Source organism: Sphingobium sp. OAS761 (assembly GCF_024168485.1).
Classification (GTDB): Bacteria; Pseudomonadota; Alphaproteobacteria; order Sphingomonadales; family Sphingomonadaceae; genus Sphingobium.
The window spans coordinates 333,335-347,986 of record NZ_JALJVY010000002.1 but is presented as its reverse complement, the minus strand read 5'-3'; the positions used below and the strand labels follow the sequence as shown (position 1 = coordinate 347,986).

The 14,652-nt window shown below is 63.2% G+C and carries 12 protein-coding genes; 5 read left to right on the top strand and 7 right to left on the bottom strand.

What is annotated here, in order from left to right:
• The first annotated feature begins 3 nt into the window (after positions 1-3).
• From J3E64_RS04410 to J3E64_RS04395, 4 genes are read left to right on the top strand one after another with little or no spacing between them, the layout of a single operon-like run.
• A complete protein-coding gene (locus tag J3E64_RS04410) occupies positions 4-639 on the top strand; it encodes an urea amidolyase associated protein UAAP2 (RefSeq protein ID WP_253340185.1) in 636 nt (211 codons plus the stop codon).
• Entirely contained in the window at positions 636-4,232 is a 3,597-nt protein-coding gene (uca, locus tag J3E64_RS04405) for an urea carboxylase (protein ID WP_253340183.1), read from the top strand. The genes J3E64_RS04410 and uca overlap by 4 nt, the downstream gene beginning before the upstream one ends.
• Positions 4,229-5,998 (top strand): allophanate hydrolase, encoded by a 1,770-nt coding sequence (atzF, locus tag J3E64_RS04400; protein ID WP_253340181.1) that lies wholly within the window; start codon positions 4,229-4,231, stop codon positions 5,996-5,998. Before uca ends, atzF begins: the two co-directional genes overlap by 4 nt.
• 2 nt (positions 5,999-6,000) lie before the next feature.
• Positions 6,001-6,930 carry a YncE family protein gene (locus tag J3E64_RS04395; RefSeq protein WP_253340179.1) on the top strand — a complete coding sequence of 310 codons (930 nt, stop codon included), beginning with the start codon at positions 6,001-6,003 and terminating at the stop codon, positions 6,928-6,930.
• A gap of 60 nt (positions 6,931-6,990) precedes the next feature.
• On the opposite strand, the gene J3E64_RS04390 is transcribed toward J3E64_RS04395, so the two are convergent.
• The 5 genes from J3E64_RS04390 to J3E64_RS04370 all read right to left on the bottom strand — a co-directional run bounded on the left by J3E64_RS04390 (position 6,991) and on the right by J3E64_RS04370 (position 11,552).
• Complete coding sequence (locus tag J3E64_RS04390; RefSeq protein WP_367398598.1) at positions 6,991-7,317, bottom strand: UrcA family protein; 327 nt, start codon at positions 7,315-7,317, stop codon at positions 6,991-6,993.
• 122 nt (positions 7,318-7,439) lie between these two features.
• The gene (locus tag J3E64_RS04385) at positions 7,440-7,766 is read right to left on the bottom strand and encodes a hypothetical protein (RefSeq protein ID WP_253340177.1); all 327 of its coding nucleotides are present in this window, start codon (positions 7,764-7,766) and stop codon (positions 7,440-7,442) included.
• Positions 7,767-7,816: 50 nt separating this feature from the next.
• The gene (locus J3E64_RS04380) at positions 7,817-9,385 is read right to left on the bottom strand and encodes a tetratricopeptide repeat-containing sulfotransferase family protein (protein WP_253340175.1); all 1,569 of its coding nucleotides are present in this window, start codon (positions 9,383-9,385) and stop codon (positions 7,817-7,819) included.
• Positions 9,382-10,371 carry a sterol desaturase family protein gene (locus tag J3E64_RS04375; protein WP_253340173.1) on the bottom strand — a complete coding sequence of 330 codons (990 nt, stop codon included), beginning with the start codon at positions 10,369-10,371 and terminating at the stop codon, positions 9,382-9,384. Before J3E64_RS04375 ends, J3E64_RS04380 begins: the two co-directional genes overlap by 4 nt.
• A 242-nt stretch (positions 10,372-10,613) precedes the next feature.
• Complete coding sequence (locus J3E64_RS04370; RefSeq protein ID WP_253340171.1) at positions 10,614-11,552, bottom strand: LysR family transcriptional regulator; 939 nt, start codon at positions 11,550-11,552, stop codon at positions 10,614-10,616.
• A 108-nt stretch (positions 11,553-11,660) separates the two neighbouring features.
• On the opposite strand from J3E64_RS04370, the gene J3E64_RS04365 reads away from it, so the two are divergent.
• Positions 11,661-12,644, top strand: coding sequence for an isopenicillin N synthase family oxygenase (locus J3E64_RS04365; protein ID WP_253340170.1), 984 nt, complete (start codon positions 11,661-11,663; stop codon positions 12,642-12,644).
• Positions 12,645-12,767: 123 nt separating this feature from the next.
• On the opposite strand, the gene J3E64_RS04360 is transcribed toward J3E64_RS04365, so the two are convergent.
• The gene (locus tag J3E64_RS04360) at positions 12,768-13,376 is read right to left on the bottom strand and encodes a hypothetical protein (protein WP_253340168.1); all 609 of its coding nucleotides are present in this window, start codon (positions 13,374-13,376) and stop codon (positions 12,768-12,770) included.
• A 26-nt stretch (positions 13,377-13,402) separates the two neighbouring features.
• Positions 13,403-14,398 carry a sterol desaturase family protein gene (locus J3E64_RS04355; protein ID WP_253340166.1) on the bottom strand — a complete coding sequence of 332 codons (996 nt, stop codon included), beginning with the start codon at positions 14,396-14,398 and terminating at the stop codon, positions 13,403-13,405.
• Positions 14,399-14,652 lie beyond the last annotated feature (254 nt).

The following is a 14,652-nucleotide window of genomic DNA, read 5'->3' as shown; positions in this document are numbered from 1 at the left end:
CACATGAGCATCGATCCCCATTTGTCGGGCCTTTCGGGCCCGGTCGTCCACGATGTCATCGTGCCTGCGCGGGCGCCATGGCTGCACCATGTCGCTGCCGGCCAGACGCTGCGCATCGTCGATCTGGAGGGCAATCAGGCGGTCGACTTTCTCCTCTATGCCGCGGAGGACGATGCCGAACGCTACAGCGCGCAGGACACCGTGTCGGCGCAGGGGAACCTGTTCCTGCGCGAGGGAACGGTGCTGCGGTCGAACGAGGGGAGACCGATGATGACCATCGTGTCCACGTCGGTCGATTATCATGACACGATCGGCGGCGCCTGTTCGTGCGAATCCAATACCCTGCGCTATGGCCACCACACCAAGGCGGAACATGCGTGCGTCGAGAATTTTCTGGAGGCGAACCTGCGGGAGGGGCGCGGCAAGCGCGACATCGTCTCCAACATCAACTTTTTCATGAACGTGCCGGTCGAGGAGGACGGATCCCTGGGGATCGTCGATGGCATCTCCGCGCCCGGCCTTACGGTGGATCTGAAAGCGGAAATGAACGTCATCGTCGTCGTGTCGAATTGCCCGCAGATCAACAATCCGTGCAACGGCTTCAATCCCACCCCCGTCCGCATGATCGTGACCGCATGAGCGTCGACACGGTTCTGATCGCCAACCGCGGGGCGATTGCCACCCGCATCATTCGCACATTGCGGCGCATGGGCCTGCGTTCCGTCGCGGTCTATTCCGAAGCGGATGAAGGCTCGCTGCACGTGGCGCAGGCGGACGAGGCGGTCTGCATCGGCGCGGCGCGGGCGTCCGACAGCTATCTCAACATCGCCGCCATTATCGAAGCCGCCCGCGCAACCGGCGCGGGGGCGATTCATCCCGGCTACGGCTTCCTTGCCGAAAATGTGGAGTTTGCGGAGGCCTGCGCGGCTGCCGGCATTATCTTCATCGGACCCACGCCGGACAATATCCGCACCTTCGGCCTCAAGCACAGCGCACGCGCTCTGGCCGCCGCGCATGGCGTTCCGCTGGCGCCGGGCACCGGACTGCTGACCGGCGAGGAAGAGGCGGTCGCCGCCGCCTGCGAAATCGGTTTTCCCGTGATATTGAAGGCGACGGCCGGGGGCGGCGGCATCGGCATGCGCATTTGCGAGGACGAGGCCGCGGTCCGCGAAGGTTTCGCCGCCGTTGCCCGGCAGGGGCAAAGCAATTTCGGCGACGCCGGCATCTTCCTTGAACGCTACATCCGCCGCGCGCGCCACATCGAAGTGCAGCTGTTCGGTGACGGGCAGGGCCGGATCATGCCGCTCGGCGAGCGCGACTGTTCGCTTCAGCGCCGTAACCAGAAGGTGGTCGAAGAAGCGCCCGCCCCGTTGCTGCCCGACGTCGTGCGCCACGATCTGATCGCGGCCGCAACGCGCCTTGGTCAGGCTGCGAACTACAGATCGGCGGGAACGGTCGAGTTTCTCTATGATGCGGAGCGCGAGGAGTTCTTCTTCCTCGAGATGAACACGCGGCTTCAGGTCGAACATGGCGTTACCGAAGAGGTGATGGGGATCGATCTTGTCGAATGGATGATCCGGGGCGGCGCGGGCGATTACGCCTTTCTCGATGCCGATCCGCCCGTGCCGCAGGGACATTCGGTTCAGGTGCGGCTCTATGCCGAAGACCCCGCGCTGGACTACCGGCCCACTTCGGGGGCGCTGACCGCAGTCGAGTTTCCGGCGGGCATACGCGCCGAGACATGGTGCATGGCGGGCAGCGAGGTCAGCAGCTGGTACGATCCCATGCTCGCCAAGCTGATCGTCCATGCACCGACCCGTGCCGAAGCCATCGAAAGGATGCAGTCCGCGCTTGATCAGAGCCGGGTGGACGGAATCGAGACGAACCTGCGCTGGCTGCGCGATGTGGTCCGCGCCCCCGCCTTTGTCAGCGGAGAGGTGTCGACGCGTCTGTTGGAGGGTATCGCCTCCAACAGCCGCAGCGTTCGCGTCATCAGCGGCGGCACCGCTACCACCGTGCAGGACTGGCCCGGACGCCAGAAGCTCTGGGCGGTCGGCGTGCCCCCGTCGGGACCGATGGACGACCAGTCTTTCCGCCTGGGGAACAGGCTGCTGGGCAACCCAGAAGGGACGGCGGGCCTGGAAGTCACGGTCACCGGCCCGACGCTGGTCTTCACGGCGGATGCGCGCATCTGCCTGATGGGCGCCGATTTCGGCGCGACGCTCGACGGTGAACCGGCTCCGCGCGGCGTGGCGATCGCCGTGCGCGCGGGTCAGACACTGGCGCTCGGTCGCGCTTCGGGCGGGGGGTTGCGTGGCTATATCCTGTTCGCCGGCGGCCTCGACATCGCGCCCTATCTGGGCAGCCGCAGCACCTTTGAACTCGGTCAGTTCGGGGGGCATGCCGCGCGCCGCTTGCTGGCGGGCGATACGTTGCACCTGGCAGATGGCGAGACGGATGGGCCGCTGCCTTCGATCACGCTGCCCGACCTTCCCACCGAATGGGCGGTGCGTGTGCTCTATGGCCCGCACGGCGCGCCCGACTTCTTCACCCAAGCCGACATAGCGGCAATCGTGTCCGCTGAATGGCAGGTCCATTACAACAGCAATCGCACGGGCGTGCGCCTGGTCGGCCCCAAGCCGGAGTGGGCGCGGGCAGATGGTGGGGAGGCGGGCCTTCATCCGTCCAATATCCACGACAACCCCTACGCGATCGGCGCCGTCGACTTTACCGGCGACATGCCGATCATCCTGGGTCCCGATGGACCGTCGCTGGGAGGCTTCGTCTGCCCCTTCGTCGTGATTGCCGCTGACCGCTGGAAAATCGGCCAGCTTGCGCCCGGTGACAAGCTCCGGTTCGTGCCGGTCAACATTGGTGACGCTGCCGCGGCGGACAGGCTGCAGAAGCGCCGGATAGCCTGGGGAACGGCGGACGATCTGGGTCCGGCTCGGCCGATCGACGTGCTCTCGCCCATTCTCGCCGATATCCCGGAGGTGCCGGGCCGTCCTCGCACCGTTTATCGACAGCAGGGCGACCGTAATATCCTGGTCGAATATGGCCCCATCGTCCTCGACATCGAGCTGCGGATCCGGGTCCATGCGCTGATGATCGAGCTGGAGCGGCTCGCGCTCCCCGGCGTGGTCGACGTGGTGCCGGGCATCCGGTCGCTACAGCTTCATTTTGACGGCGAGAGGCTGGAGCAGCGCGCCGCGCTGGCCGCTCTCATCGCTGCCGAAGAGCGGCTGGGCGACCTTCAGGATTTCACCATACCGTCCCGCATCGTGCATCTCCCGCTGAGCTGGCGCGACCCGGCCACGATCAAAACCATCGAGAAATATATGAGCGGCGTCCGCGCCGACGCGCCGTGGTGTCCCGATAATATCGAGTTCATCCGCCGGGTGAACGGCCTGCCCGACGTCGATGCGGTAGAGAAGCTGATCTTCGATTCCAACTATCTGGTCCTGGGGCTGGGCGACGTCTATCTCGGCGCGCCGGTTGCGACCCCGGTCGATCCGCGGCACCGGCTGGTCACCACAAAATATAATCCCGCGCGGACATGGACTCCGCCCAATGTCGTGGGCATCGGCGGCGCCTATATGTGCATCTACGGGATGGAGGGGCCGGGCGGCTATCAGCTATTCGGCCGGACCATTCAGGTGTGGAATACGCATCGCCAGACCGATGCGTTCGTCGAGGGTAAGCCCTGGCTGCTGCGCTTCTTTGATCAGATTCGCTTTTATCCGGTCAGTGCGGAAGAGCTGGTGGAATGGCGTCGCGACTTCCCCAGCGGACGGCGCTCCATCAGGATCGAGCAATCGGAATTTCGCCTGGCCGACTACCGCGCCTTCCTCGCGGACAATGCCTCGTCCATCGCGGAGTTCGAGGCGCGTCGACAGGCGGCTTTTGATGAGGAACGCGCCGAATGGCAGCGGAGCGGCGAGTTCGACCGCATCACCGACCTTTCAGAAGCCGATGCGCCCGGATCGCAAACGATCGCGATTCCGGACGGGGCCGCGCTGGTCGAAACACCCTTTGGCGGGAGTATCTGGAAATTGCTGGTCGCTGTCGGGGACGAAGTGAAGGCCGGCGACACCATCGCCATCATTGAGGCAATGAAAATGGAATGCGCAGTGCAAAGCCCCGGCACGGGGACGGTGGTGGCTCTCTACGTGCAGGAACGGCAGTCGTTGCAGCCGGGCGCGCCGATGCTGGCGCTGGGGGCTTCGGCATGACCGCGCTCGACCGCCGCAGCGCGACCGCCATCGTGCGGGACATCAGGACCGGGCGGACCAGCGCCCTTGCCGTGATGGAGGAAACGCTTGGGCGGCTCATCGCCTATGACGCCGTCCAGCCGCAGATATGGATCAGCAGGCCGAGCGCCGACGATCTGATTGTCGCGGCCAAAGCCATCGACGCTCGGCTGGCAGACGGCGAAGATCTGCCGCTGGCCGGCGTTCCATTCGCGGTGAAGGACAATATCGATGTGGCCTGGGCGGAAACCACCGCTGCCTGTCCCGCCTTCGCATACAGCCCCGTTGCATCCGCAGCTGTCGTCGATCGCCTCGTCTCAGCCGGGGCGATCTGTATCGGGAAGACCAATCTCGATCAGTTCGCGACCGGGCTGAACGGGACGCGCAGCCCCTATGGCAGTCCCCGGAACGCCTATAACCTCGCCTATGTGAGCGGGGGATCGAGCTCGGGGTCTTCAGTAGCGGTAGCGGCCGGGCTGGTCGCGTTCGCACTGGGAACGGACACAGCCGGGTCGGGCCGGGTGCCTGCCGCGTTCCAGCATTTGATAGGCTTCAAGCCGACAAAGGGGCGGTGGAGCAATTCGGGACTGGTGCCGGCCTGCCGCACGCTCGACTGCATTACCGTCTTCGCCAATGATAGCGGCGACGCGCGCCTGCTGGACGGGATCATCGCCGGCTTCGATCCTGCGGATGCCTATTCAAAGCCGTTGGCGGACCGACTGCTCGCTTGCAAGCGGATCGGCGTGCCGCGGCGCGACCAGCGGGTCTGGTTCGGTGACGCGGAGTCGGAATATCTGTATGATCGCGCGCTGGAGCGACTTGGCGGTCTGGCAGAACTGGTCGAGATCGACATCGCGCCGCTGCTGGAAGCCGCGCAGCTCCTCTATGGCGGGCCGTGGGTCGCGGAGCGCGCCGCCGCTCTGTCCGGCCTTCTGGCCGACAATCCCGACGCCATCGATCCGACCGTGCGGGCGGTGGTGGAGCCTGGCCTGGGGATCAGCGCGGTCGATCTGTTCAATGGCATCTATCGCCTGGCCGAACTCAAGCGCCATGCCGACACGCAATGGTCGGAGATCGACCTGCTGGCGTTCCCGACCACGGGCACGACTTTCCGGATCGCCGAATTGCTCGCCGCGCCTGTTGCGCTCAACAGCGCCCTCGGGCTCTACACCAATTTCGTCAACCTGCTCGACATGGCGGCTGTCGCCATTCCTGCGGGCAGTCGTGCCAATGGCACGGGCTTTGGCATCACCCTGATCGGGCCGGCCGACACGGACCGTGCCCTGCTCGATGTGGCGGACGCCTATTTCGCCGCCGCCGATCTTCCTTCCCCACCGCCACTAGACCTGGAGGGCAAAATGCAGACCGTGAAACTCGCCGTCGTGGGCGCACACCTGAAAGACATGCCGCTGCACTGGCAGCTTACGTCGCGAGAGGCGCGCTTCGTCGGCGCCTTCGAGACCGCGCCCAATTACAGGCTTTACGCGATGGCGGACAGCGTGCCGCCCAAGCCCGCGCTGGTGCATAGCGACGAAGGCGGTCCCATCGCGCTGGAAGTCTATGAGCTGGGCGTTGCCGAATTCGGCAGCTTCGTCGCCGAAGTGCCCGCGCCGCTTGCCATCGGCACGGTAACGCTGTCGGACGGCAGCAGCGTCAAGGGTTTCGTGGCCGAACCACGCGCGATGACGGGGGCGGAAGACATCACGGCCCTTGGCGGCTGGCGCGCCTATATCAACCGGGAAGGATGATCATGGCAAAGCTTCCCATCATAGGGGCCATGCTGGTGGCGGGCTGTGCCACGGCGGCTGCCGCATCGCCTGCTCACGGCGAACAGGTGATCCAGGTGCCGGGCTTTGCCGATTTTCTGGCGGTCGATGGCGACAGCGTCTGGGCGACCAATGACGCCCGCGTCGAACGCTGGTCGCGCAAGGGCCGGATCGCTTCTGTGCCGATGGCCAAACCCTGCGGCGCGATGGCGATACTGGGCGATGCTTTGTGGGTGGCTGACTGCAAGGAAATGGCGCTCGTCAGGATCGACAGAATCAAGGCGGAAAAAAGCGCCACCATCCCCACTGGCATCGCCAATCCCATGGGCGAGCTCAATGTCGTCGCGGGGGCGGGATCGGTCTGGGTCGCAAGCGATCACAAGGGCGTGGTCTCACGCGTCGATCCTGACAGCAACCAGGTCACGGCCACCATCCCGGTCAGCGCGGGAACCCATTATCTCGCCTTCGGCTTCGGTTCTCTGTGGGCGGTCAGCAGCGAGGCGGGCACGATCCAGCGCATCGATCCCGCGACCAATATGGTGGCCAATACCACGGCGCTCGGCAAAGAGCCGGCCTTTCTGGCCGCCGGAGAAGGGGCCGTATGGGTTCAGGAGCAGGGTGACGGAACCGTCGCGCGCATCGATCCGGTAACGGGCGACGTCACCGGTCGCGTCAAGGTCGGCGAAGTGCTGAAATATGGCGACATCGACACCGGGGCAGGCATGGTGTGGCTGCGGACCACGGAAGACCAGACCTTCGTTGCGATCGACCCCGATACGCTTACGGTCAAGGCACGCGTCGGCGAGGCAGAAGGCAGCGGGGCGCTGCGCTTTACGAAAAAGGGATTGTGGACGTCAGCGCATGATGTGCACACGCTGACATGGTGGCCCAACCCTAAGAAGCTGGCAAAATAACCAGGCTTTTCCTCCGTCGCCCCAGCAGACCGGGGCGGCGGAGGTGAACCAGCCAAGCCATTAGCGGGCGGCGACGCGCACCGGCTTTGCGTTCATGGCCAGGCGTGCTTCGATCTGGGAGCGGATATCGGCCAGTACGGCGGCACGGCACCCCTGGGCTTTTGCTTCGGCTGCGAGATGCACGCCGGCGAGGCGGTCGCCACATACGGCGCCGGCGGCCTGATTCATGCGGATGGCAAGGCGCTGCTGCCCGTCGGCCGAAGCAAGGTCGAGACCCTTGAGGTCGAGAGTCGCCTGATCCTGAGCGAATGGGTTGTCGGCGGCGAAGGCCGAAGCGGGGATCGCGCATGCGAAAGTGGCGAGAGCCACGAGGCCAATCTTCATCATTGTCTCCTGTGCGTCAGACGAGCGCCGCTCTCCGGCGGCTGCGGATCACATAGAAGCAGGCAATGATTATTTCAAGACGGCAATAAAGTTTGTTCGATTATTACTGACTTATTATCTCAATATTACTTGGGCCTGATGACGAGCATCGTCAATTCCTCCGGCCGGACAAACATGCCGACGGGCAGCCTGGCCTCCGCCTCCCTGCCGTCCACGGAGACTGTCACCGTGCGTGCATTGGGTGCGGACCATGCGCGGAATGTTTCGACCGGCAACCGCGTCTGCCAGCGCAAAGCGCCTTTGACCGCAACCTTGTGGCCATTGATGCTGACCGGGGCGTGCCGGTCGTCGCGGCGGCCGGTCACAAGCAGGCAATCTCCCGTTGAACATTCCACCAGCCGCGTGCTCGGCTCCGACGCGGCGAAGGCCGGTGTGGCCGAACCGAGGAGCATGGGGATCAACATCCATCTGGCGGCTGGCGGCATGACCCGGTTCCTTTCTGTCATGATATGCCGACCCCGGCCTGCTCGAAAAAGCGGCGCACCGGTTCCAGAACGTCGGCATGCCGCTTCCATCGCCCGACCGAGTCGGCATAGATGGGGCGGCGCACCTGGGCGGCGCTGGGCGTGGAAACGGGGGCATGGTTGGTGTGGAAGGACAGGCAGCTGTCCGACCAGTCGAGCCCGCAATGGGCGAGCAGCCGACGGCTCTCCCCTTCCTGATCGGCAACCAGATCCTCATAGCGCAATTCGATCAGGCGGCCCGGCAGCGCTTCGCGCCACAGGCCCATCAGCCGGTCGAAGCGGGCATAATAAGCGGCGATGTCCAGCAGGTCGTAGCTATAGTCATAATAGCGGGAGCTGACCGCGAAGAGGTTGCGGAAGTTGCTGAGCACCGTGTCCATGGGATGCCTGCGCAGGCAGACGATCCTCGCGCCGGGCAGCGCCCGGGCGATGAATCCGGCATAGAAGAAGTTGCCCGGAAACTTGTCGATAAAACGCAATCGGGGCTGCCGGCGGTGATGGGCCGCGCGCTCCAGATAGTGGCGTCCGATCATCCCCATGTCAGCGCGTGCGGCCGCCGCAATGGTGTCGGCGTCCATGACCGTGGGGGTCTTCGTTCCGGCCGCCTTCTTCACGGCAAGCGGCATGGCCTGCAATTCGCCGGCGCTTTCGACCAGGGGATGGGAAGAAAGGATGCGGTCGACCAGCGTGGTGCCGGTGCGCGGCATGCCGATGATGAAGATGGGCGCGTCCTCCGGAGCGTCGGACGCGGCGGCAATCGGCCACGCGCCTTCCACGGCGTCGAACAGCGCCGCATCGCGGGCGAAGGCATAAGGCAGGTTTCGACGATGCTCTGCATTGGTCGCGCAAAGCTGCTTCAGCGCCTCGTCCGGCCGCCCGATATCCTCCAGTTCCTTGGTCAACGCATAGCCGACAAGCAGCCTGCTGCGGCCGTCCTTCGCGTCGGCAAGCGTGCCGGCCAGGCGATCTACATGATTATTGTCCGGCCTTTGTTTGCGAAGCGCCGAGAGAAGGTGATGCGCCCGCGCGTCCTGCGGGGCGAGTGCTATCAACGCCTCCAATACTGTCTCTGCCTCGTCGCCGCGACCGAGAAAATTGAGCGTCGTTGCCAGATTGTAGCGGTAATTGATATTTGGCGGATCGAGCCGGACCGCCTCTTCGAAATGGGTTAGCGCGGCGCCATGGTCGCCCAGGCGCGCATAGACGCAGCCAATCGTATCGCGGCTCAGTGCGTCCGAGGGCGGGGCCTTTTCGGCATCGTGCAGGATCGCCGCGGCATCGCCGTCGCGGCGCATCATGACGAGCAGCCGGGCGAGTTGAGCCCGGTATTCCCCTTGAGGGTCCAGCGTCACGGCCCGATCCAGATGCTGGATACCCGCGCCAATCCGGCCATCAGTGGATTCCGCGAGGCCGAAGATAAAGTGGCCTTCGGCATCGCGGGGATCGTTGGCCATCATCCTGGCAGCGAACTGCCGCGCCGCCTGGACGTCGCCTCGCGCCAGCGCATTGCGTGCCGGACTGACCCGCAAGGCGCATGTGGCCGTCATGCCGTGACCGGACTCTCTACGGATTCCGGCACGGGCCGTTCGACCGCTGCCTTGGCTGGGGCGCTGCTGTCTCCGCCCGTTTCCGCCGAACCCTTGCGCGCCCTATATCGGGCGATCAGCGGCTCGAACGGGAAGATCGTCTGTTCCCAGATCGACAGGCGGCGGCGTTCGTCCTGGCCTACCAGTTCCGCTTCGCCCTCACGATAGGTGCCAAAGATGCGGTCGAGGAAGATCAGCGAATTACCGTAGTTGCAGCGGGTGCTTTGATAATCGGTCGAATGATGGAGGCTGTGGTGCCGGATCGTCGTGAAGACGTAGGAATAGAAGATCGGAGGATCGGACCGCACATTGGCGTGCGCAAAGGTCGAAATGACGCCAAGGACATTGATGGCCGCAAATATTGCCGTTGTCTGCAGGTCGAACAGCGCGACGATGCTGAGGCTGATCAGCACCAGCTCGATCGGATTTCCGACTGCGCCTTTTGCGGCATTCAGCTGCGTCAGATGGTGATGCGGGGCGTGAGTGAGCCAGAACGGCGTCACATTGTGCATCAGCCGATGCATCCAATATTGGCCGAATTCGATCAGAAACACGACGAGGGCGACTTGTGCCAGCCAAGGCATGCGCATGGCCCATTGCGTCGTGATGCCAAGCGAAGCCTTGGCCGCTACCAGCGGGTCATCGCCGATCTTGCGCGACACCCATGCGATGACGGTGGCGCTGAGGATCGAGTAGAAGAGGTCGGTGACAAATTCCTGCCGGTTCATGCGCCAACCGGCATGGCGCTCATGGACCTGTTCGAGCAGGAGCACGCTGATCGTGATGAGCGCGGACATTACCGCCAGGGTCGCTTCATGGTTCAGCAGCGCCGTCGGGCCATAGGCCCAGAAACACAGGACCGCTGCAATCATGGCTGGCGGCAGGTAGTTGAAGATGGTGTCCTTCATGCTGCCTGCCGATCCGGTGGTCATGGCCGCGTCGATCATGGCTTTTGACGGCCCGACGCTGACGCGAGGATGACCTGCCCCCTGGCCGCGACCCATGCGAGCGGCAGACGGTCAAGCGCTGCCGCGACCCCGCCAAGATAATTTCCTGCATTCCGGCGGCCTGAAGGCGCCGTGCACCGTTGTTTCGCCCACATGATTCAGCTCCATGGTCTGGCATGAAGCTGTGCTGCGGCGCGTCATTGGGGGAGGGGTAAAATTCCGATGCAAGTCATTTATGAAATCTATGCCCTGCCCTTTGCGCGCAAACGCCGGATCACCTCATCCCAGAATAGCTGGGTCGCGGTGTCTCTTGCGGGCTCGGAACGCGACAGGAGGAAAATGTCGTAGGACGGCTCCATATCCGTATCCAGGATAGGCCACAGCCGCTCCTTGGCCACATCCTGCTCAGCCGCCAGGACGGGCAGGAAGCCGATGCCCACCCCCTGGACTATCAGACGCTTCGCCTCGTTGATGTCTTCGGCCAGGCCACTGACCCTGGTGCCGAGGCGGTAGCGGCGGCGCAGATGCGTGATCGCTTCGATCTCATCATCGCCCGTCAGGACGAAGGCTTTATCCTTCAGGTCATGCAGGCGGCTGAGGCGATAGCCGAAATAAGGACTGTAGCGGGAGCAGTAAAGTTGCTGTCGTTCCACCAGCAACGGCTCGTACATCAGGCTTCCCCGAACGCTGCTGTCATAACCCACGCCGATTTCGACCTCGCCCTGTTCCAGCGCGTCAAGCACCTGACGCCATGGGGACACGCGGATTTCGATATGGATCGCGGGGTTGCGTCGATGGAAGCTGGCGATCGCCTCGTCAAACTCGGGCGACATCAGGCCGGATATGATCTGGATGCGAACGAAACCTTCAACGCGCTTGGTCGCCTGCGCGATCTGATGCGGCACCATCTGCGCGGATTCGAGCATGTCTTCGCAAAGCACCATCAACGCCTTGCCCGCCGTTGTCATCTCGACGCCGGTGGCGGTGCGGTGAAGGAGCGTGGCGCCGACATGATCCTCCAGCCGCTTGAGTGCGGCGCTGATGCTGGGCTGCTGGCGATTGAGTTGCCGGGCCGCCGCGCCAATGCCTCCGGCCCGGACGATGTCGACGAAAGTGCGCATCAGGTTCCAGTCCACCCGGCTTGCGAACTTCCGATCTATCAACTGTCCCCTGTCCGTCATGGGCCGCCTTTCCATCACTGTTCATCGCCCCCGGCATAGATCAAATCAATGTAAATCATCGCCATGTCGCAGCTTACCCTTATGACCTGTGTTTCATAACAGGGTGGCATGCGTTCGCTGCCCATCATCGACATATCCGATTTGGTAAGCCCCTCGCGCGATGACCGGATCGCCGTAGCGCATGCTCTCGATCGCGCCTGCGCGGAGTCGGGCTTTCTTTATATCTGCGGCAAACAGCTCGACTGGGCGTTGTTTCGCAGATTGCATTCCCGGGCGATAGCGTATTTTGCGCTGGAGCAGGCCGACAAGATGAAGAGCTATATCGGCCTTTCGCAAAACCATAGCGGATATGTGCCGGTCGGAGAGGAGTGTTTCGGCGAAGGCGTCGGCGACCTCAAGGAAGCCTATGACGTCAATTGCGACTATCGTCCTGCCGAGGGTCGGCGGCCGCTGCTCGGCCCCAATCTCTGGCCGGAGATGGCGGGCTTCCGGGACGATGTCATGGCCTATTATGCCCACGTCATGGACATCGGCCGTCAGTTGTTCGGAGCCTTTGCGCTGGCGCTGGGCCTGGATGAAGATCATTTCGACGCAAATCGTTTAAATCCGCCCAGCCAGTTGCGCCTCATCCACTATCCCCGTGACGACAGTGCGCAGGACCGACCGGGCATCGGCGCGCATACCGACTATGAATGCTTCACCTTGCTCTTCGCGACGGCGCCCGGATTGCAGATCGTCAGCAGGCAAGGGGGATGGATCGATGTGCCGCTGGTTGAAGGCACGATGATCATGAACATTGGCGACATGATGGAAATCCTGTCCAACGGGCGATATCTGGCGACCAGACACCGCGTGAAGAAGGTCCGGCAGGAACGCTATTCTTTCGCCATGTTCCACACCTGCGATTATGATTATGTCGTCGCGCCGTTGACGAAGGGCGAAAATCCCCGCTACGCGCCGCTCAAAGGCGGCGAGCATCTTTTCAACCAGACCGCGCAGACATTCGCTTATCTGAAGCGCCGCATCGCGGCCGGCGATCTTGCCCTGACCGATGCGATGCCGCTTCATTCTTTCGGGCAGCGGGACGTCTAGAGCATTTTCGAAGCGGACGGCATCATCTGCTGGCTAGGAAAATGCGGAAAACAAAAGAAAAAAGAGCGTAAACCGGTTCAGCATGAACGGATTACGCTCTAGAAGGACACGCGGCCCGCGCGTTCACACGCCCAGAAGCTTCCTGCGGAACAGCGACTTGACCAGCCGCGCTTCAAGGATGCGCCCGACAACGTAGAGAGTGGCGAACAAGGCTGCGAACACATAGGCCGCCGTCGGCGAAGGCTTGTCTTCGTCCTCGGCGTTTTTCTCCTTGTCCTTCTTCGGCTTTTCGGGGGCCGGTGCGCCCAGGAAAGCGTCAATGGGATGCTGCGGCAGCGCCACGTCCTTCTTCTTCTCCGGCTTTTTCTCCGTCGATTGCGCCGAAGCCTTTTCCCACTGGCCGATCATCACCGTTGCCTGAGCAAAGCCCAGGAACAGCAAGGGGGCAAGAAAGCAGAAGAGCAGCGCACGGCTTTTCAGGCGATAGTGGAGCACCGGGCCGGCTGCATCCTCCCTGACCTGGAGGATGCCGGCATCGAAGACCGCCATCTTGTCCTGAGCTGCCTGATTCTTCTTGCGGAAGGTCAGCGTGTCGGCCGACCGTTCATGCCTGGTGCCCGCTTCCTGGAATAGCGGATCGAGCCGGCGAAAGGCATCGTCGCTGGACTGTCCCGGAACGAGCGTCAGGCTACCCCGGATGTTCCAGATCCAGTCGATGAAGCGCCGGTTCATCGCATTCCCCCATTCCCGCGCCACTGTCATTCCGCGGGCACTATCGTCGGCCCGTCGAAACGATCCCCGCGCAGCTTTGCCTTCAGCGATTTCCAGGCTTCCGTGAAGGGGAAGGTCATGGTTTCACCGACCGACATCCTGCGGCCGCCCTCCATGCCCAACAGTTCCGCTTCGCCGTCCACGCAGGTGCCGAACATGCGGTCGATGATGATCCAGGTGCTGGAATAGTTGCTGCGGCTGCCCTCATAGTCCTGGGAATGGTGCACGCTGTGATGCTCGGTGGTGTTGAACAGGAAGCGCCACCAGCGAGGGGAGTTGAAGCGGACATTGATGTGCTGGTAGGTCCCGACGGCAAGCCCCAGCGTGCCCGCAAGCAAGGCCGCGCGGGGCAGGAAGTCAAAGAAGCCGCCGATACCGAGCCCGATCAGGAAGAGTTCGACCGGGTTTCCGACCGCTCCCTTGTTGATATTGAGCTGCGTGATGTAGTGGTGCGGCGCGTGCGTCAGCCAAAGCGGATGCCAGTTATGCATGCCGCGATGCATCCAATATTGCCCGAAATCGAAGATGAACGATATCAGCAATGCCTGGAGGAGCAGCGGCAGGCCCATGAACCAGGCGATCTTTTCCCAGTTGAAATTCTGCTGCACGGCATCGATCACCACGTCGGCGCCGATATAATGTTCGACAATGTTCAGCAGCGTGTAGCCAAGCCCTACATAGAAGAGATCGGTGATCAGCTCCTTCCAGGTCAGCCGCCAGCTTTCGTGACGCGGATTGACCCATTCCAGGGCGAGCAGCAGCACTCTTAAGCCAATGCCGATACCGATGGCGGTAGATGCCTTTGCGATCGAATTGGGCGCATAATACCAGAATGCGATGAGCGCGAGCAGCACCGCCGGCTGGAACCAGGTGAAGACGAAGCGCTTCGTCGGCCCGCCCTCCACGCGCGGGATGTTTTCCCACCCTACCGTTACCGGCGATTGCGCGCCTATCAATCGTTTACCTACGCGGACTCCGTCCATACCGTCCTCGTCTTGCTTACCCGTTTCACGGGCCCCTGAAGCGCGCCCGGAAAGACGACGTCGTTGACGTCAATCAGGCGTCCGGTCGGTTCAACATCGCGAAACCCCGTCACCGCGCCAGCCGCTATTGCGCTATTGATGTCATAGATGCGATCTATGTGGAGGGTGGCTCCTCGTATGCCCGTCCCGACATAGCATCGGTGCCGCCCTTCGCCTTCCTTTCCTGCCCTAGCCGCCGGTCATCCTTCCCCGGT